The organism is Bradyrhizobium sp. S69, assembly GCF_009766005.1.
Classification (GTDB): domain Bacteria; phylum Pseudomonadota; class Alphaproteobacteria; order Rhizobiales; family Xanthobacteraceae; genus Bradyrhizobium.
Map to the genome: position 1 here is coordinate 464,977 of NZ_LMUK01000042.1, position 17,650 is coordinate 482,626.

Sequence of the window (17,650 nt, forward strand, 5' to 3'; positions counted from 1 at the left end):
GAACGTCGGCTCTGCGCCGTCCAGCGAATTCTTGCAGCTCGGATACCAGGGCCGCGGCGTGGCAAGATATGGCAACACTTTCCGGAGCAATTCATGACCGAACCCGCTTACGACCTCGTCATCCGCAACGGCCGCGTCGCAACGGTCAGCGATGTATTCGAAGCCGATGTTGCCGTCATAGGCGAGGTCATCGTCGCTATCGGTCGAAACCTGCCCGCCGGCAAGCGCGAGATCGACGCGCGTGGCAAGCTGGTTTTGCCGGGTGGTGTCGATAGCCATGCCCATATCGAACAGCTCTCGGCTGCCGGCATCATGAACGCCGACACGTTTGAATCGGCAACCACCGCGGCTGCTTTCGGCGGCACTACCACGGTGATCCCGTTCGCCGCGCAGCATGTCGGCATGGCGCTGCCCCAGGTGTTGGAGGACTATCATGCGCTCGCCAGAAAAGGCGCGGTGATCGATTACGCGTTCCACATGATCATCGCCGATCCGACGCCGGAAACGCTGCAGAACGATATTCCGGCCCTGATCAAGCAGGGGCATGCCTCGCTCAAGATCTTCATGACCTACGACCGGTTGAAGATCGATGACGAGCCGTTGCTCGACATTCTGGTTGCGGCCCGCGAATCCGGAGCGTTGTTGTGCGCGCACGCCGAGAACCACGGCATCATCAGCTGGATGGTGAAGCGGCTTTTGGCGCGCGGCTACACCCAACCGAAATATCACGCCATCAGCCACGCCCGGTTTTCCGAAGCCGAGGCTTTCAATCGCCTGATCGGCATGGCGGCGTTGGTCGATCAGCCGATCATGATCTTTCACGTCTCGACCGCGGAAGGCGCCAAGGTGATCCGCGATGCGCGCGGCGAAGGCCTCAAGGTGTTCGCCGAAACCTGCCCGCAATATCTTTTTCTCACCGCGGAGGATCTCGATAAGCCCGACGCAGAGGGCGCCAAGTGGATGTGCAGCCCGCCGCCGCGCCGCGCCTCCGACCAGGAGGCGTTGTGGCAGGCGCTCGAGTTGGGCGATCTGCAGACCATCTCGTCCGACCACGCCCCGTATCGTTTTGACGAAACCGGCAAATTGCGCGCCGGCAGCAATCCCAACTTCAAGCAGGTCGCCAATGGGCTGCCGGGACTGGAGACGCGCCTGCCGCTGCTGTTCGATGCCATGGTATCGAAGGGCCGCCTCGGTCTGCAGAAATTCGTCGAGCTGACGGCGACCGCACCCGCCAAAATCTACAATCTGCATCCGCGCAAGGGTTCGATCGCGATCGGGGCCGATGCCGATATCGCGATCTGGGATCCGGAGCGCGTGGTTAAGCTCAGCGATCCCATGATGCATGACCTCGCCGGCTATACGCCCTATGCCGGCCGCACATTGCGGGGCTGGCCGATCACGGTACTGTCACGGGGGCGCGTGATCGTCGCGGATGGCAAACGTCTGGCCGAGCCAGGTTCCGGTCGCTTCCTCGCACGCACCGGCGGCGACGCTGCGATCCCGACCGGCCGGCTTGTCGCCGATATGGATCCGGCGCGGAATTTTGGCGCGAAGCTGCTGTGAAAATACTGATCTTCGGCGGCACCGGTTTTGTCGGACTCAATATTGCCGCCGCGCTGTTGGCGCGCGGGCACGTGGTCACTTTGTTCGATCGTGCGAGCTTGCCCGTCGCCGCGCAACGGGATTTCGCGAGCTTCGCAAAGTCACTGACGGTCGTATCGGGTGACGTCACGGACCGGCAAGCGGTGATCGACCTTGTCGCAGCGGGGTTTGACGCGATCGTGCTGGGCGCGGCGATCACCGCCGGCCCTGCGCGCGATGCAGCCGACCCGGAATTGATCATGCAAGTCAATTTGCTGGCTCAGTTGCCTGTTCTGGTCGCGGCACGACGGGGCGGCGTCGGGCGGATCATCAACCTGTCTTCGGGTTCGGCGTATGGCGCTGCGGGGACGCGGCATGCCGTGCTCGACGAAGACACGCCTTGCGATCCCGAGACGCTGTATGCCATCACCAAATACGCCTCCGAGCGGGTTGCGGCTCGACTGGCCGCGCTCTGGAACCTGGACATCGCCAGTGTACGGCTGAGCGGCGTGTTCGGAACGTGGGAAAGGGCGACCGGCGTACGCGATACGCTTAGCCCGCAGGCGCAGATGCTGGCCTGCCTTCACCAGCGCAGCGAGGCCGTCCTGCCGCGTGCCGGCGTGAAGGACTGGATTTATGCGCCCGATGTGGCGGACGTCGTCGTGCTGTTGATCGAAGCTCCGAAACTCGAGCACGGCCTCTACAACATATCGACCGGGCGAGCCTGGTCGGCGTTGCAATGGGGGCAGAAGCTCGCCGAACTGCATCCCGGCTTCGTCTGCCGTCTTGCCGGCCCAGGCGAGGCCGCGACGATCGATCTTCACGGCCCGACCGACCGCGCGTCCTTGTCGATTTCGCGCCTGGAAGCGGAGTTCGGCTGGCGCGCGCGCTTTGGCTGCGACGAGTCGGTGGCCGACCTGAACGCCTGGTGGACGCGCCATCAGGAAGGAGCATGACATGCGCTTGAAGGGTAGAACCGCGATTGTGACCGGAGCGGCTTCCGGCATCGGCCGGGCCAGTGCGCTGTTGTTCGCGAAACAAGGCGCATTCGTAGCGCTCGTCGATCGCGATCCCTCGGGCCTGCGGGAAACCATCGCTGCGATTGGCGAAATGAAGGCAGAGGCAAGCGCGCATGTCGGCGATGTCGGCGACGTGGAATTCGCCGGCACGGTTGTCACGGAGACCGTCGCTCGCCGAGGTCAACTCGATGTGCTGATGACCGCGGCCGGTTTTTCCTGCGGTGGCACGGTGCTGACGACAGATCCCGCCGATTGGGATGCGGTGTTCCGCGCCAATGTCGGTGGCACCTGGCTGTGGTCGCGCGCGGCTGTGCCGCAGATGCAGCGGCAGGGCAAAGGCTCGATCATCACGCTGGCCTCGCAACTGGCGATCGCCGGAGGCAAGGGCAACAGCGCCTACATCGCCGCCAAGGGCGCGATCATCAGTCTGACCCGGACAATGGCGGTCGATTTCGCAACCGATGGCATCCGCGTCAACGCGATTGCGCCGGGCGCCATCGACACGCCGATGCTCCGGCGCAGCTTCGCGCGTCACGCGGATCCGGACCCGGTGCGCGAAGCCTCGCGAAACCGCCACGCCATGCGGCGATTTGGCGAAGCTGAGGAAGTTGCCGAGACCGCGCTGCATCTCGCCAGCGATGCGTCATCGTTCACCACCGGCACCGTGATGGTGGTGGATGGCGGGTGGCTTGCATCATGAGCAGCGCGTTGATCGCCCTCGAAGCCCAGGTCAGGGCCGATCTTACCAAGACGGCGCATCCGGATGTGCCGTGGCTGAAATCGACGCCAGGCCCGGATGCCAAGCCGGCATTGGATGTGCTCGTGGTGGGGGCGGGTCAATCCGGCGTTGCCATCGCATTCGGCCTGATGCGCTCGCAGGTCACCAACATTGCGGTTTTGGACCGAGCGGAGCAGGGGCAGGAGGGTCCTTGGCTCTCCTATGCCCGGATGCATACGCTTCGCAGTCCCAAACATTACACCGGGCCCGATCTCGATATTCCCAGTCTGACGTATCAATCGTGGCACGAGGCGCGCTTTGGCCACGAGCATTGGCAGACGCTTGGTTTGATACCGCGCAAGCTGTGGGCGGAGTATCTGCTTTGGTTCAGGCGCGTGATCGGCTTGACCGTGCGCAACGGCTGCGAACTGCTGGAGATTGCGCCGGCGGAGGGGGGGCTACTCGCCGCAACGGTCAAGAGCGTGGACGTCGTTGAAACCATTTACGCACGCAAGATCGTATTGGCGACCGGGCAGGAAGCCGTGGGCGATTGGACGATCCCTGAGCCGTTGCGGCATCTGTCGGCGGCGGTAGTGGCACGCACATCGGATCCGATCGATTTCGAGGCGCTGCGTGGCAAGAAGGTCGTGGTGATCGGTGCCGGCGCGACGGCCTTCGATAACGCGGCAACGGCACTGGAGGCCGGCGCGGCCGACGTGCATCTGTTTTGCCGCCGCTCCGAAATCCAGGTGATCCAGCCCTACCGCTGGCTGACCTTCCGCGGCTTTCTGCGGCATTTTGCCGACCTCGATGATGTCTGGCGATGGCGTTTCATGCGCGCTGTTCTCGAAATGCGCGAAGGGTTTCCGCAAGCAACCTACGATCGCTGCGCCAACTTCGCGAATTTCCATCTGCATGAGGGCTGGCCTGTCGAGGCCGCTCAAGAGTTGGTCAACGGAGCCGAATTGCAGACGCCGCATGGCAGCTTCGTGGCCGACTTCGTCATCTGCGGCACAGGCACGCAGATCGATTTTTCGGAGCGAAGCGAACTGAGAAACTTTGCCGGCAATATCGCGACCTGGGCCAACCGTTATCAGCCGCCGCAAGACGAGCGCAGCGATCGGCTCGGCCGTTATCCCTATCTCGCCGACGACTATGCGTTCACGGAGCGGGTGCCGGGACAGACGCCCTGGATTTCCGACGTTCATTTGTTTGCATTTGCGTCCACCATGAGTTTCGGTCCGTCCGGCTCGTCGATCAACGCGATGACGACGGCCGTACCCAAGCTGGTGCATGGCATCACCCGCGGATTGTTCCGCGCCGACATTGAGCGGTACTGGGATTCTTTCAACGCCTATGACGAACCGCAAGCGATCGTCGCACGGCAACCGAAAATCACGGGTTAGCGCAGATAACAGGACCTGGACACGAGTGCCCCGCCAGGCTCGCACCTTTTGGGGAGTGGCGCGTTATTTGCTTGGAATTTAGCCAGCCTGAGGCCATTCTCAGGTCTCTTTCGTATTGATTTTCAGGGGTCGAAGATGCGTGTCAGGGATTGTAAGCCTTTATTGGGTCTGGTCGCGGCCGTCGCGCTTTTGTTGGCTGCGGCACCGGTAAAGGCGCAAACCCGCGCCGAGACGCTTCGCTACGTGACCGGCGCATCCGTCAACACGCTCGATCCAAATGTGCCGGGCTCGACCCGTGAGGCGTTCGCGGTGAGTCTTAGCACTTACGATCGGCTGGTGTCGTTCGGACGCAAGCAACTCAACGGGAAATGGGTGTTCGATCTCGACAAGATCACCGGTGAACTGGCAGAATCCTATGAAGTCAGTCCCGACGGCATGAAGCTCACGTTTCATTTGCGCAAGGATGCCAAGTTTCAGGATGGCACGCCGGTCACCGCTGAAGACGTGAAGTGGTCGCTCGACCGCGCCGTTACGGCACCGGTGCTCGGCAAGGCCCAGCTTCTGACGGGGTCGCTGACCAGCGCAGATCAGTTCAAGGTGATCGATCCCCTGACCTTCGAAGTGACGTTGCCAAAACCCGATAAACTCGCGTTGCCGAATCTGGCGACGGTCTATCCGATCATCATCAATTCCAAGCTTGCGAAGGCGAATGCGACGCCGGAAGACCCCTGGGCGATCAACTGGCTGAAGGAGCATGCGGTCGGCAGCGGTGCCTACATCATCGAAAGCTTCAAGCCCGGTGAACAGGTCATCATGAAGCGCAACGAAGCGTGGAATCGCGGGACCGCCGAAAAGGCCGCGTTCTTCAAGCGGGTGATCGTGCAGTCCGTGCCGGAGCCGGCCACGCGTGCCAATCTGGTCGAGCGCGGCGATGCCGACCTCGTCATCGATCTCCAGGCGAGCGACGTGCAGTCGCTGGAGGCCAAAGGCACGCTCAAGGTGATCTCGACGCCGCAGTACAACGCCCTCACATTCATTTCGATGAACAATCGGATTCCGCCGTTCGATAACGTCAATGTGCGCCGTGCGATCGCCTATGCGCTGCCCTACGATGACATGTTCAAGGCTGCCTTGTTCGGACGCGGCACGCCGCTGTTCGGCGCTGAATGGCCGGATGGCCAGCCGACCAGCGGCGCCTATCCGATAGCGCAGCCCGTCAAACTGGATCTGGAAAAGGCCAGGGGTTTTCTCAAGGCGGCCGGCATGCCGGACGGTTTTTCGACGACCTTCAGCTTCAATGTCGGTCAGGCTTCGACGGCTGAACCGATGTCGGCGCTGGTGAAGGAATCGCTCGCGAAGATCAACATCAAGGTCGACATCCAGAAAATGCCTGATGCGCAGATGTCCACCCAGATCAATGAGAAAAAACTGCCCTTCTTCACCGAGGGGATCGTCGCGTGGCTTCCCTCGACCGATTATTTCTATCGCAATTTCTACATCGGCGATCAGCGCTGGAATTACAGCTCGATCAACGATCCCGAACTGACGGCGATCGCACAGGAAGCCCGTTTTGAACCCGACAAGGCGAAATACGAGCAAGACGGCAAAAAGCTGAACGCGATCCATTTTGCCGAAATGCCGCAGATTCCGCTGTGGCAGCCGTCCCAGGACGCCGTGATGGCTCTATCGGTTGAAGGGTACACCTATCAGTTCCATCGTCAGGTTGACTATCGCGACCTCAGCCGCAAGTAATCAATCGATGATCATCACGACGCTTGGTGCGACGGTGAAACGGGCGGCGAAGCGCTTCCTGTCCTCTTTGCCTGCGTTGTTCGGCGTGCTCGTCTTCACATTCCTGCTGATGCGGGTGCTGCCCGGCGATCCCGCGGTATTCTTTGCCTCCGGACCCAACGCCGGCAAGGCCGAGATCGAACTGATCCGCAAGCAGATGGGGTTGGACAAGCCGGTGCCGCAGCAGCTGGTGTATTATCTCTACGATCTCGGTCGCGGAAATCTCGGAAACTCGATCATGACCGGACAATCCGTCACCAAGGATTTGCGTGACCGGCTTCCCGCGTCACTGGAGCTGACCTTCTCGGCGCTGCTGATCGCGCTGGTGTTCGCGATACCGCTTGGCGTGTTGGCGGCGCTCCGGCCAGGATCCCTCATCGACCATGGCATTCGCCTGTTCTGCGCGCTTGGGGTCTGTGTGCCGACATTCGTGTCGGGCCTGCTGCTGATTTATGTCTTCTATTACCTGCTTGGTATTGCTCCCGACCCGACAGGCCGCATCGACATCTTTACCTCATTGCCGCCGTCGCGAACCGGCTTCCTGCTGGTCGATTTCCTTTTGGCCGGCGACGTCAGCGGCTGGTGGGGGGCATTCAAGCAGCTCATTCTGCCGGCGGTCACCATGGCGCTGTTCGTCATCGCACCGCTGGCGCGGATTACGAGGGCCTCGATGCTGGTGTCGCTGGGCAGCGACTTCGTGCGGACGGCGCGGTCCGTTGGCTTGTCCTGGTGGCGCATTGTGGTGACCTATGCGCTGCGCAATGCTATCCTGCCGGTCATCACCATTGCGGGAATTGTTTTCTCCACCATGCTCGGCGCCAATGTGCTGGTCGAGAAAGTGTTCTCCTGGCCGGGCGTCGCCTCCTATGCACTGGACGCTTTGCTTTCTTCCGATTACGCGCCGGTGCAGGGTTTTGTGCTGTTGATGGCCAGCATATTCGTGATCGTCAATCTGGTCATTGACGTGCTCTATGGCATCGCCGACCCGCGGGTTTCCGTCGGATGACCGCCGCAACGCTCCGACATGCCGCCTGGATCCTGCGCGGCAACCCGCTCACCGGAATTGCCGCGGCAGGCGTGTTCGCCCTGGTTTTGATCGCGATCTTTGGGCCGTCGATCGTACCTTACGATCCGGTGAGTTCAGACGTGCCGCAGGCGCTCCAACCGCCGAGCTGGGCGCACCTCGCTGGAACAGACCAACTCGGCCGCGATAGCTTCAGCCGGCTGATCGTCGCGACACGGCTTGACCTTACCATCGCGGTTTCGGCCGTCGGCGTTTCCTTTGTGCTCGGTGCGGTGATCGGCTCGCTCTGCGGCTATATCGGCGGCCGGCTCGATCGCGCGGTTGGCCGCTTTGTCGACGTTCTGATGGCCTTTCCGCTGTTCGTGCTGGCGATGGCAATGGTCGCGGCGCTCGGCAACAGGATCGAGAATATCGTCATTGCAACCGCCATCATCAATCTTCCTTTCTACATTCGTTTTTCGCGCGCCGAGGTCAACATCCGCCGCAATCTGGGGTGGGTCGAGGCCGCGCGCGCTTGCGGCGACAGCCATTTGTCGGTTGTCCTGCGTTTCCTGTTGCCGAACATACTGCCGGCGATGGCAGTCCAGATGTCGCTCAATCTCGGCTGGGCCATTCTCAACGCGGCGGGGCTGTCCTTCATCGGGCTGGGCGTCACGCCGCCGACGCCGGAATGGGGCATCATGGTCGCGGAGGGCGCGCGCTTCATCTCGACCGGCAAATGGTGGCTGGTGGCTTTTCCCGGGCTTTCGTTGATGCTGGCCGTGCTGTGCTTCAACCTGCTCGGCGATGGAATGAGGGATATTCTCGATCCCCGCATGCGGACATGACCGGCCCGTTGCTGCGCATAGAAGACCTGCATGTCAGCTTCTCGACGAGGCGCGGGATGGTCGAAGCCGTTCGCGGCGTGACCCTGTCGGTCGATGAGGGCGAGGTGCTCGGCCTCGTCGGCGAGAGCGGATCGGGAAAATCCGTCACCGGTTTTGCGACGACGCGGCTGCTCGATGCGGCGGGTCGGATTACCGCGGGCCGGATCGTTTTTCGCGGCCAGGATATCACGAGAATCCCGAGCGGCGACTTCCGGCATTTGAAGGGCGCCGCGATGTCGATGATCTTTCAAAACCCGCGCGCCGCGCTCAATCCGATCCGCGCCATCGGTCAACAGCTCGCCGACGCGATATTGACCCATCGACGGATATCGAAAGACGAGGCGCGGGCGGCTTCGCTCGACCTGCTGCGCGCCGTGCAAATCCGAAATCCCGAACAGCGAATGACCGCATTCCCGCACGAATTGTCCGGCGGAATGTGCCAGCGCGTGATGATCGCGATTGCGATCTCCTGCAATCCCGCCTTGTTGATCGCGGACGAACCGACCACCGGGCTCGACGTCACCACGCAAAAAGTGGTGATGGATCTGTTGGCCGCGATCGCTGCCGAGCGCGGCATGGCGACCATTCTCATCACGCACGATCTTGGCCTGGCCGCTCGCTATTGCCGCCGCGTCGTTGTGATGGAAAAGGGACGATTGGTCGAGGAGGCCGAACCGGTAGAGTTGTTTCACGCACCCAAGCATCCCTACTCAAAGCGTCTTGTCGCGGCGTCACCGACGGTCAGCTCCCGGGTCGAGGATCTGGTGCCCGAAGAGGAGAGGGGCCCGTTCCTCGCGGCGCGGCTTGTTCCAAAGTCCGCGCCGGCTCCCGGCACGCCGCTGCTGCTGGACATCAAGTCCCTGACCAAGCGATATGACGACGGACCTGCCGCGATCGCGGACTTTTCAATGACGATGGCGGCCGGCGAGAGCGTCGGGCTGGTCGGCGAATCCGGCTCCGGCAAGACCACGACGTCGCGCATGATCTGTCGTTTGATCGATCCCACCGAGGGTGAAATCCTGTTCGACGGATACTCGATCGGCCATGTGCCGGCGCGGGATTTCCATCGATCGCCGTTCCGCAAGGACATCCAGATCGTGTTCCAGGACCCGAACGAAAGCCTGAATCCGCGCTTTAATGGCTTCAACTGCATTGCCCATCCGCTGCTGAGGCTTGGCAAGATGAAGCCGGGCGCAGCACTTACAAAACGCGTGAGAGAATGCGCGGAGCGGGTTGGGCTGCCCCCGGATTTGCTCGAACGCTTTCCACATCAGCTCTCCGGGGGGCAGAAGGCGCGCGTCGGCATTGCCCGCGCGATCGCCTGCCGGCCGCGCCTGCTGGTGCTGGACGAGCCTACGGCCGCGCTCGACGTATCGGTGCAGGCCGTCGTGCTGCAACTGCTTGATCGGCTGCGGCGCGAGGATAATTTGGCGTTTCTCTTCGTCAGCCACGACCTCAATGTCGTTCGCATGATGTGCGACCGCACGATCGTCTTGCGCAACGGCGGCATTGTCGAGGAGGGCGAAAGCCGGGCGATGTTTGAAAATCCAAAAACCGACTATACGCGCGAGTTGGTCGAGGCGGTGCCGCATATCCGCCGTGCACCTGCCTTGGCTGTGACCTGACGGTCGGTCAACCGTGCGTTGGCGGTCACCGCTTCGGTGGCCGGTCGCGCGAGACAAACATGGACGGTTCTTTGCAACCGCAAGACGCCGCAACCAGAATTGTCATTACTTCAGAACTTCAACTCTCGGGTACCATCGCGCGATCCGGGCCCGCCGGGCTCATCACGGCAATCGCAATGTTCACGTCGCTGATTCCGTGCACAACGCTGAGGCAGCAACGGACTCTGGCCTTTGTCGGCGCCGCGCGCCGGTAGCGAAACCGGCGCGGTATCGTGCGCTATAGCGTTTCAGCACAGCCGAAAATCCCATCGTAAAACGCGCGGCGCCAGCGGGCTCCATTGCCCGCTATAGCGTCTCCGGCTGCGCAAACATTGGGCGCGCTATTTGCCGCTTGGTTTGAAACTATCCGCTCGGGCAACGATGCCATCGCTCCATGGTGGGGGCAAAAGGAGTTAAGGATCATGCGACCGGAATGGAAGACGAGATATTGGACGACGTTGATCGCGGCGGGCGCGGTGGTCTCTTGCGGCGCGGTGGCTTACGCCGCCGGCTTTACGCTTCCGGCAGCGCCGAAGATCGCGTTCCTGTACTTCGATCAGAAGAACGATGGTGGCTGGACCCAGGCTTTCGACGAGGCGCGTCCGAAGATCGAGACCGCGGTCGGCATGAAGATTCCTTTCGTCGAAAAAGTGCCCGAGGTGGCCGGCCAAATCAAACCGGCCGCGGAGCAGTTCATCCAGCGCGGTTACAACGTCATTATCGGAACGGCGTTTGGATATTCCGACGCCTTCAAGGAGCTGTCGGAAAAGTATCCGCAGGTCGCTTTCCTCAACGCGTCGGGGACCACGAACGGCCCGAACCTCGAATCGTTCTATGGCCGGACCTATGAGAGCCAGTATCTCTGCGGCATGATCGCCGGCGGAATGTCCAAAACCGGCAAGCTCGGCTTCGTCGCAGCGCATCCGATCGGTCCGGTGAACTGGACCATTAACGCCTATGAACTCGGCGCCCAGAAGATAAATCCAAAGGCAACCGTCACGGTCATCTTCACCGGTGCGTGGAATGATCCCGTAAAGGAGCGCGCGGCCGCAGAGGCGATGGCGGATCAGGGCATCGACGTGATCGGCCAGCACGTCGATACGCCGACGCCGCAGATTGTCGCGCAGGAACGCGGCATTTACGGCACCGGGCATCATCGCGATTTGCGCGAGTTCGCGCCGAAGGCGACGCTGTGCTCGTCGGTCTGGACATGGGACAAGTTCCTGTCGCCTGAGCTGAAGAAGGTGGCCGCGGGCAATTGGCAACCAAATCCCTACGGCGCATTCCCCGGCATCAAGGAGGGCGGCACCGATATCGCCTGCTGCGGCACCGCGGTGCCAAAGGATCTCGCCGACAAGGTGATGGCGGAGCGTGACGCGATCATCGCCGGCAAGCAGATCTTCACCGGGCCCATGAAGGACACCACAGGCAAAGAGGTGCTCGCCGAAGGCAAGCCGATCGATGACGGCGGGCTCTGGAAGATGGACTGGTACATACCGGGCGTGATCGCGCAGAAATAGCGGTGTGACCGGACTTAATCGATGACTCCCGCGCTTGAACTCACCGGAATCAAAAAGTCGTTCGACGGCGTCATCGCGCTTGATGGCGCCGTCTTCGCCGCGAAATCCGGTGAGGTCCACGCCCTGCTTGGCGAGAACGGCGCGGGAAAGTCGTCGCTGATGAACATCGCGGCCGGTTTCTATGTGCCGGACACCGGAACCGTCGCCATCCACGGCGAAGCGGTTGCGCTGTCCGGGCCGGCCGACGCCCGTGCCCGCGGCATCGGCATGGTTCACCAGCATTTCAAGCTGGTGAAGCCGTTCACCGTTGCCGAGAATATCCTGTTGGCTAATCCGCGGCGTCATTTTCGTTCGGGTATCCGGGACATTCGTGACGGCGTGCGCGAGCAGGCGGCTCAGCTCGGCTTCGATATCGATCCCGACCGGCGGGTCGAGGATCTCACGGTCGCCGAACAGCAGCAGGTGGAAATCATCAAGGTGCTGCTTGGCGGCGCCAAGATTCTCATTCTCGACGAGCCGACGGCGGTGCTGACGGACGTTGAGGCCGAACGGCTGCTGGAAACCGTTCGCCGTCTGGCCCAGAGCGGCGTCGCGGTGGTGCTGGTCACCCACAAGCTTCACGAGGTCAAGCGCTACGCCGACGCCGTCACCATCATGCGGGGTGGACGGACGGTGGCGACGGCCGATCCGCGTGTCGCCAGCGCGGCGGAGCTGACGGAATTGACCGTCGGCCAGACCGCGCCGCTGCCGGACCGAACGGAGCGTCCGCTGGGAACGACGCTTCTTAATGTAGGAGCCTTGCATTGCGCCCGCAGCGACGGGCAGGTGATGGTGGCCGATACCAGCTTTTTTGTCCGCGCGGGTGAGATCTACGGCCTTGCCGGCGTCAGCGGCAATGGCCAGGCCGAACTTGCCGAGGCGCTGATCGGTGCGCGCCAGCCGCTGTCGGGCGAAATCTGGCTGGAGGGGCCGGGCGATATCGGAGCGGCACCGGCCGCCATCCGGCGTGAAGCCGGTCTCGCCGCGATCCCAGCCGATCGCTATGCGTTCGCGCTCGCGGGTTCACTGTCGATCGCAGACAATTTTGCGGTCGCCACCATTGAGTCCGGCTGTTATGGGCCGCCGTGGCTGATCGATCGCGCGGCGATACGCCGCGATGCGTCCGAAGCGATCACCGCCTACGACGTGCAGGGCGTTCGCAGCGTCGGGCAAAAGGCGGCGCTGTTGTCCGGGGGCAACGCCCAGAAGCTGGTGATCGCTCGCGAATTCAGCCGTCAGCCGACGGTGGTGGTGGCCCATAGCCCAAGCCGCGGGCTCGATGTGCGAGCCTGCGCCGCCGTGCATGAACGGCTACTCGCCGCTCGCGACCGCGGCGCCGCGGTCGTGCTCATCAGCGAAGACCTCGACGAAATTCTCGCCCTCTCGGATCGGATTGGCGTCATGACGCGGGGCCGGATCGTGGCCGAGTTCAATCGGCCCGCCGATCGTCAGGAGATTGGCCGCGCGATGGTGGACCATGCATGATGTCGCGATGATCTCCCTCGAGAGCCAACCGGCGCCGCCGCCGAAGCGGCCGCCGCGTCGCGGCCTCGGCCGCTTCACGCTGGACATCCGTCAAACGATCTCGCCGTGGAAACAGGCGGGCATTCTCGGCGGTTCGCTGGCGATCGGTCTGGCTATTTCAGTTGTCATCCTCGACCTTGCCGGCATCGCGCCGCTCGATCTCGCCAAGGAGCTTGCGGGCGTGTTCAATGCCAACAGTCTGCGTTCGGTGCTGGTGCGCGCGGCGCCGCTTATTCTGGTCGGGCTCGGCGCTGGCCTGGCGTTTCGAATCGGGTTCTGGAATCTCGGCCTTGAGGGCCAGATGGTGTTCGGCGGCATTTTCGCAACCGCCGTGTCGATCTACAACATCGGACCAGAATCGACGCGAATTGTCGTGATGGGCATTGCCGCATCCGCAGGCGGTATCTTGTGGGTGCTGCTGGCCTATTGGATGAAGGTGCGTTTTCGCGTCAACGAGATCATCTCGACGCTGCTGATGAACTATATCGCGTCCTACTTCTTGCTCCATTTGCTCTATGGCGCATGGCAGGATTCCAAGACCGCGTTTCCGCAGTCGAGCCAGTACCGCCCGTTCGAACGGCTTTCCGATATCGGCTCTGGCGTCAACAGCGCGCTGCTGGTCGCGCTCGCGGTCGCCGCAGTCGCCGCCTGGGCGGTACATCTCAGTCGCGCCGGATTTTACATGCGCTTCATCAGTGCCAATGCCAATATGGCGAAGGTCGTCGGCGTGCCGGTGCGAACCATCAGCCTCGTCGTGATCGCAGCCTCCGGGGCCGCGGCGGGCCTTGCCGGGTTCGTCAACGTCACCAGCCAGGAAGGGCGGCTGACGCAATCCTTCTTCGACGGCTACGTATTTTCCGGCATTCTGATCGCGTTTCTGTCGCGCAACGATCCGATCGTCGTGGTGATCGTCGGCTTCCTGCTCGCGGTGCTGTTCGTGACTGGCCAGACCCTGCAGGTGTTCTACCAGATCCCCTTCACGATGGTGCAATTGGTCGAGGCGATCATCGTGATCGCGGTTGCATCGTCCGAGTTCCTGATTCGCCATCGTGTTCGCTGGACACGTTGAAGATGGGCGTCATCTCGAGGCCGGATATCGCAAGCGTGCCCAAGACAAGTGAGCCCAAGGCATAATGCAAGATTTCCTCATCAACTGGCTGGCGAATGTCCCGGGCACCGCTGCGCCTTACGCATTCGCGGCGCTCGGCCTGATCATCTCCGAGCGCTCCGGCGTTCTCAATCTGACCGCCGAAGGACTGATGCTGGTCGGCGCCGTCGCCGGTGTGGGCACATGCCTGACCATCGGCAACCATCCGCTGGTCGCGCTCGTGGTCGCGATGCTGGCCGCGAGTATCGTATCGCTATTGTTTGCGAGCCTCGTCGTGATCCTGCGCGTCAACCAGGTGATCGCGGGCCTCTCGGTCGTATTCTTCTGCCAGGGGCTGACCGGCCTGATCGGCACGTTGGCGAACTGGCAGAACCATCCGATCGCGGGACTGAACAAGATCGCGATCTGGCCGCTGTCCGACATTCCGGTGATCGGTCGCATCCTGTTCGTTCAGGATCCGATCGTCTATCTCGCGATTCCGATCTTCTTCGCCGTTTCGATTTTCCTGCGGGGCTCGATGCTGGGACTGAAACTGCGCGCGGTCGGCGAGAATCCGGCGGCTGCGGATGCCGCCGGGCTCAGCGTGTCGCTGTATCGGATCGGCGCCATCGTGGTGGGTTCGTCGCTGCTGGGTCTCGCGGGCGGCTATATCTCCGTCGTCAGCGTCAAGCTCTGGATCACCGGCATGGTCGGCGGCCGCGGCTGGATCGCGGTCGCGTTGGTGGTATTTGCCCGCTGGGCGCCGTGGCCGGCGCTGGCCGGCGCGCTGCTGTTCGGCTGTATCGAGGGCGTGGTTCCGCGTATCGCGGCGGCCGGAATCCGCGCGCCGCAATATCTCGTGCTGATGACGCCTTATCTGGCGACGCTGGCGGTCATGATATGGGTGGGCGCGCGCAACCGTGGCCACCAGGGCGAGCCCGGAGCGCTCGGCCAGCCGCATGTGCGCGAAGAACGGCGATAACGAGGACAAGTCCCATGCGCATTCATGTCTACGGAAAGCCGCGCGACATCACCGGCGGCTTCGACGACTACCTCGATCCCGCCAGGACCGCGGTAGTGTCGATCGATATGCATCGCGGCCATCTCGACCCGTCGCCGGACTGTCCCTGTCCGGCGCCGCGTGCACGCGATGTGGTGGCGCCGATCGATGCCTTTCACGATCAGGTTCGCGCGCTCGGCATCCCCATCATCCACGTCCGCTCGGTACTGCGGCGTGGCGGCGCCGACGATCTTGCCGGCATCAGTGCGGCGTGGCGGCGCACTTTCCCGCTGCATGTCGGCGCCATTCCCAACAGCGATGCGCATGCCATCGAAGGTTCGCGCTGGACCGAATTCGTGACGCGAGTCGAAGCCGACGATCTGATTGTCGAGACCAAGCGTCGTCTTTCGGCATTTTATCCGACCGATCTCGATTTCCTGCTGCGCAACATGCGGGTGGAGACCATCGTTCTCAACGGCGGTTTCACCGATTGCTGTGTCCTGAATACGGCTTTCGATGCCAACAACCATAACTACCGCGTGGTCGTGGCGCAGGATCTGGTACGGGGCACCGATGACAATCTGGAAGCCGCCGCCTTGGCAATGGTCTCGCTGCATCTCGGCCTGGTGGTCGATTCAGCTGATCTCGCGGCGGAGTGGGAAAGCCGCAGGAATGCCGGTATTGCGCCGGAGCGGTCTGCGAAAATTGCCTGAGGTTGTCGCCCGCGAAGCGCGCTGGCGCTTCTCGGGCGTCCTCATTCCAGCATATGGTTGATGCGGAAGACGTTCTGCTCGGGATCGAGCAGAACCGCCTGATACCAGTTGTAATAGGTCTTGTAGGGCGGTTTTATCAGTTGTGCGCCCAGCGAGACGGCTTTCGGCGTCAACTGATCGACTTCGGCGGCGCTGGCGACATCGATGTTGAGCAGGAACTTGACGCCGCTCACATCGGAATAGGCATCAAGCTTCAGCAGGCCGTAGGCATCCGGCGCATTGAAGCCGAGGCTGCTGCTGCCGGTGTCGAGCCCCCGGAAAATCGGCGAGCGGATTTTCTCGATCTCCGTGAATCCGAACACGTCGATGTAGAACTGGCTGAGGGCGATGATGTCCTTTGCAAACACGTTGACGTAGGACAGCGTCGCCTTGTGGGGTGATCCTGTTGCGGGACTGGTCATGCCGATTTCACGCTGATTTCATGCTGATTTCTTGGCGCCTTCGCCGAAGGTCGTCTGCTTGACGAATTTGCTGGTCAGATGGTCGCCTGACGACACCGGCTCATATTTGACGGGGTTGCCGGGGCTGGTGCAGCTCTCCAGACATTCCACCATCGCGTCGTAATTCGGCTGATGGAAGAACACCAGCGAAAGTCGCGCGCTGTCGTGCGCCTTCTCGCGTGGCGGATTGGCGACGCGATGCAGGGTGGAAGACCAGAGATCGTTGGTCCACTGCATCATGAGATCGCCGATATTGACCACGAATGCTCCGCCTACGGCGGGAACGTCGACCCATTGTCCGGCCTTGTTGTAGACCTGCAGCCCGCCCGGGCGATCTTCGGTGCGCACGATGGTCAGGCTGCCATAGTCGGAATGCGCGCCGGCGCGCAATTGGCCGGGCAGCGGTGCCTCGATCTGATTGGGATATTTGAGCGAGCGAAACATGCTGATATGGCGGTCGATCTTGTCGTCGAAATAGGTCTCGGGAAGATCGAGGCCGAGCGCGAAGATGCGCATCATGGTCTTGGAGAGCTCCGACATCGCTTCGAAATATTCTTTCCAGGACGCCTCGAAGTCCGGGATTTGCGGTGCCCAGAGGTTCGGTGCAAAATGCGGTCCGGCGGCCGGGCCGTTGAAGTACGGATCATCGGGAACGTCGACCGGACCGATCGAAAAAGATTCCTTGAGATCGCCTGGTGATTTCTCGCCTAGGCTGTAGGACAGGCCTTCGTCGCCAACCGCGCTATAACCGCGAACCTGATCGTCCTTTGGACGTTTGAGCGCCATCTTGGCTGCCATCGGCAGGTTGAAAAAAGCCCGTGCACTGGCGTCGACGCGGTCGACCAGCGCGGGGGAGACGCCATGCCCGGTAATCACCAGAAAGCCGATGTCGCGGCAGGCTTGCGCCACCTCCCTGGCCACCGCCTGTTTGCCCTCGGAGGAACCGGCGCGATAGCCGGAGAGGTCGATAATGGGAATGCTCATCAGCGTCATGAAGGATATCCTTGCCGGAACTCTCTTGCAGGAAGCAGCGGCAATAAGCGCTGCTTTTCAGGCCTGCACGAAGCACAATCCGTGCCATGAAAGCTCAGCAATGAACCCGTTCTGCCTTCCAGGCTCGTTGGCCAAATGCCAGAGCGTATCGGTCGGCACAGGCGCACCGGCCGTCGGGTCGGACGGTTCGATGTACTCGGCGAGA

General features: G+C 62.2%; 15 protein-coding genes. 13 read left to right on the plus strand and 2 right to left on the minus strand.

Going from position 1 to position 17,650, the window contains the following annotated elements; translation table 11 throughout:
• Positions 1–93 precede the first annotated feature (93 nt).
• The 13 genes from hydA (at position 94) to GSQ88_RS22345 (ending at position 15,952) form a co-directional block, all read left to right on the plus strand.
• On the plus strand, positions 94–1,563 hold the full coding sequence (hydA, locus tag GSQ88_RS22285) for a dihydropyrimidinase (RefSeq protein ID WP_159009892.1): 1,470 nt from the start codon (positions 94–96) through the stop codon (positions 1,561–1,563).
• Positions 1,560–2,537, plus strand: coding sequence for an NAD-dependent epimerase/dehydratase family protein (locus GSQ88_RS22290; protein ID WP_159009893.1), 978 nt, complete (start codon positions 1,560–1,562; stop codon positions 2,535–2,537). The genes hydA and GSQ88_RS22290 overlap by 4 nt, the downstream gene beginning before the upstream one ends.
• Position 2,538: 1 nt before the next feature.
• Complete coding sequence (locus tag GSQ88_RS22295; protein WP_159009894.1) at positions 2,539–3,300, plus strand: SDR family oxidoreductase; 762 nt, start codon at positions 2,539–2,541, stop codon at positions 3,298–3,300.
• The gene (locus GSQ88_RS22300; RefSeq protein WP_159009895.1) at positions 3,297–4,724 is read left to right on the plus strand and encodes an NAD(P)-binding domain-containing protein; all 1,428 of its coding nucleotides are present in this window, start codon (positions 3,297–3,299) and stop codon (positions 4,722–4,724) included. The genes GSQ88_RS22295 and GSQ88_RS22300 overlap by 4 nt, the downstream gene beginning before the upstream one ends.
• A 135-nt stretch (positions 4,725–4,859) precedes the next feature.
• Positions 4,860–6,476, plus strand: coding sequence for an ABC transporter substrate-binding protein (locus GSQ88_RS22305; protein WP_159009896.1), 1,617 nt, complete (start codon positions 4,860–4,862; stop codon positions 6,474–6,476).
• Positions 6,477–6,486: 10 nt separating this feature from the next.
• The gene (locus GSQ88_RS22310; protein WP_159009959.1) at positions 6,487–7,521 is read left to right on the plus strand and encodes an ABC transporter permease; all 1,035 of its coding nucleotides are present in this window, start codon (positions 6,487–6,489) and stop codon (positions 7,519–7,521) included.
• The gene (locus tag GSQ88_RS22315; protein ID WP_159009897.1) at positions 7,518–8,366 is read left to right on the plus strand and encodes an ABC transporter permease; all 849 of its coding nucleotides are present in this window, start codon (positions 7,518–7,520) and stop codon (positions 8,364–8,366) included. The genes GSQ88_RS22310 and GSQ88_RS22315 overlap by 4 nt, the downstream gene beginning before the upstream one ends.
• Positions 8,363–10,030 carry a nickel ABC transporter ATP-binding protein NikE gene (gene nikE / locus GSQ88_RS22320; protein WP_159009898.1) on the plus strand — a complete coding sequence of 556 codons (1,668 nt, stop codon included), beginning with the start codon at positions 8,363–8,365 and terminating at the stop codon, positions 10,028–10,030. The genes GSQ88_RS22315 and nikE overlap by 4 nt, the downstream gene beginning before the upstream one ends.
• 461 nt (positions 10,031–10,491) lie before the next feature.
• Positions 10,492–11,589, plus strand: a complete 1,098-nt coding sequence (locus tag GSQ88_RS22325) for a BMP family ABC transporter substrate-binding protein (RefSeq protein ID WP_159009899.1) — start codon at positions 10,492–10,494, stop codon at positions 11,587–11,589.
• A 21-nt stretch (positions 11,590–11,610) separates the two neighbouring features.
• Complete coding sequence (locus tag GSQ88_RS22330; protein ID WP_159009900.1) at positions 11,611–13,113, plus strand: ABC transporter ATP-binding protein; 1,503 nt, start codon at positions 11,611–11,613, stop codon at positions 13,111–13,113.
• A gap of 7 nt (positions 13,114–13,120) precedes the next feature.
• Positions 13,121–14,221 (plus strand): ABC transporter permease, encoded by a 1,101-nt coding sequence (locus GSQ88_RS22335; protein WP_210253863.1) that lies wholly within the window; start codon positions 13,121–13,123, stop codon positions 14,219–14,221.
• 64 nt (positions 14,222–14,285) lie between these two features.
• A complete protein-coding gene (locus tag GSQ88_RS22340) occupies positions 14,286–15,221 on the plus strand; it encodes an ABC transporter permease (protein WP_159009902.1) in 936 nt (311 codons plus the stop codon).
• A 14-nt stretch (positions 15,222–15,235) separates the two neighbouring features.
• The gene (locus tag GSQ88_RS22345) at positions 15,236–15,952 is read left to right on the plus strand and encodes a cysteine hydrolase family protein (RefSeq protein WP_159009903.1); all 717 of its coding nucleotides are present in this window, start codon (positions 15,236–15,238) and stop codon (positions 15,950–15,952) included.
• Positions 15,953–15,993: 41 nt separating this feature from the next.
• Here GSQ88_RS22345 and GSQ88_RS22350 read toward each other — a convergent pair whose 3' ends face one another.
• Together GSQ88_RS22350 and GSQ88_RS22355 are read right to left on the minus strand one after the other, a co-directional pair.
• On the minus strand, positions 15,994–16,413 hold the full coding sequence (locus GSQ88_RS22350; protein WP_159009904.1) for a VOC family protein: 420 nt from the start codon (positions 16,411–16,413) through the stop codon (positions 15,994–15,996).
• Positions 16,414–16,431: 18 nt separating this feature from the next.
• Positions 16,432–17,445: an isopenicillin N synthase family dioxygenase gene (locus GSQ88_RS22355; protein WP_159009905.1), complete on the minus strand. Its 1,014-nt coding sequence runs from the start codon at positions 17,443–17,445 to the stop codon at positions 16,432–16,434.
• Between the last annotated feature and the right edge of the window lie 205 nt (positions 17,446–17,650).

What these genes read in the sequence shown, in the direction of transcription:
- nikE (WP_159009898.1), top strand. Translation starts at nt 8,363, where the DNA reads ATGACCGGCCCGTTGCTGCGCATAGAAGACCTGCATGTCAGCTTCTCG.
- GSQ88_RS22305 (WP_159009896.1), top strand. Translation starts at nt 4,860, where the DNA reads ATGCGTGTCAGGGATTGTAAGCCTTTATTGGGTCTGGTCGCGGCCGTC.
- GSQ88_RS22340 (WP_159009902.1), top strand. Translation starts at nt 14,286, where the DNA reads ATGCAAGATTTCCTCATCAACTGGCTGGCGAATGTCCCGGGCACCGCT.
- GSQ88_RS22315 (WP_159009897.1), top strand. Translation starts at nt 7,518, where the DNA reads ATGACCGCCGCAACGCTCCGACATGCCGCCTGGATCCTGCGCGGCAAC.
- GSQ88_RS22350 (WP_159009904.1), bottom strand. Translation starts at nt 16,413, where the DNA reads ATGACCAGTCCCGCAACAGGATCACCCCACAAGGCGACGCTGTCCTAC.
- GSQ88_RS22295 (WP_159009894.1), top strand. Translation starts at nt 2,539, where the DNA reads ATGCGCTTGAAGGGTAGAACCGCGATTGTGACCGGAGCGGCTTCCGGC.
- GSQ88_RS22330 (WP_159009900.1), top strand. Translation starts at nt 11,611, where the DNA reads ATGACTCCCGCGCTTGAACTCACCGGAATCAAAAAGTCGTTCGACGGC.
- GSQ88_RS22335 (WP_210253863.1), top strand. Translation starts at nt 13,121, where the DNA reads ATGATCTCCCTCGAGAGCCAACCGGCGCCGCCGCCGAAGCGGCCGCCG.
- GSQ88_RS22300 (WP_159009895.1), top strand. Translation starts at nt 3,297, where the DNA reads ATGAGCAGCGCGTTGATCGCCCTCGAAGCCCAGGTCAGGGCCGATCTT.
- GSQ88_RS22345 (WP_159009903.1), top strand. Translation starts at nt 15,236, where the DNA reads ATGCGCATTCATGTCTACGGAAAGCCGCGCGACATCACCGGCGGCTTC.
- GSQ88_RS22325 (WP_159009899.1), top strand. Translation starts at nt 10,492, where the DNA reads ATGCGACCGGAATGGAAGACGAGATATTGGACGACGTTGATCGCGGCG.
- hydA (WP_159009892.1), top strand. Translation starts at nt 94, where the DNA reads ATGACCGAACCCGCTTACGACCTCGTCATCCGCAACGGCCGCGTCGCA.
- GSQ88_RS22355 (WP_159009905.1), bottom strand. Translation starts at nt 17,445, where the DNA reads ATGACGCTGATGAGCATTCCCATTATCGACCTCTCCGGCTATCGCGCC.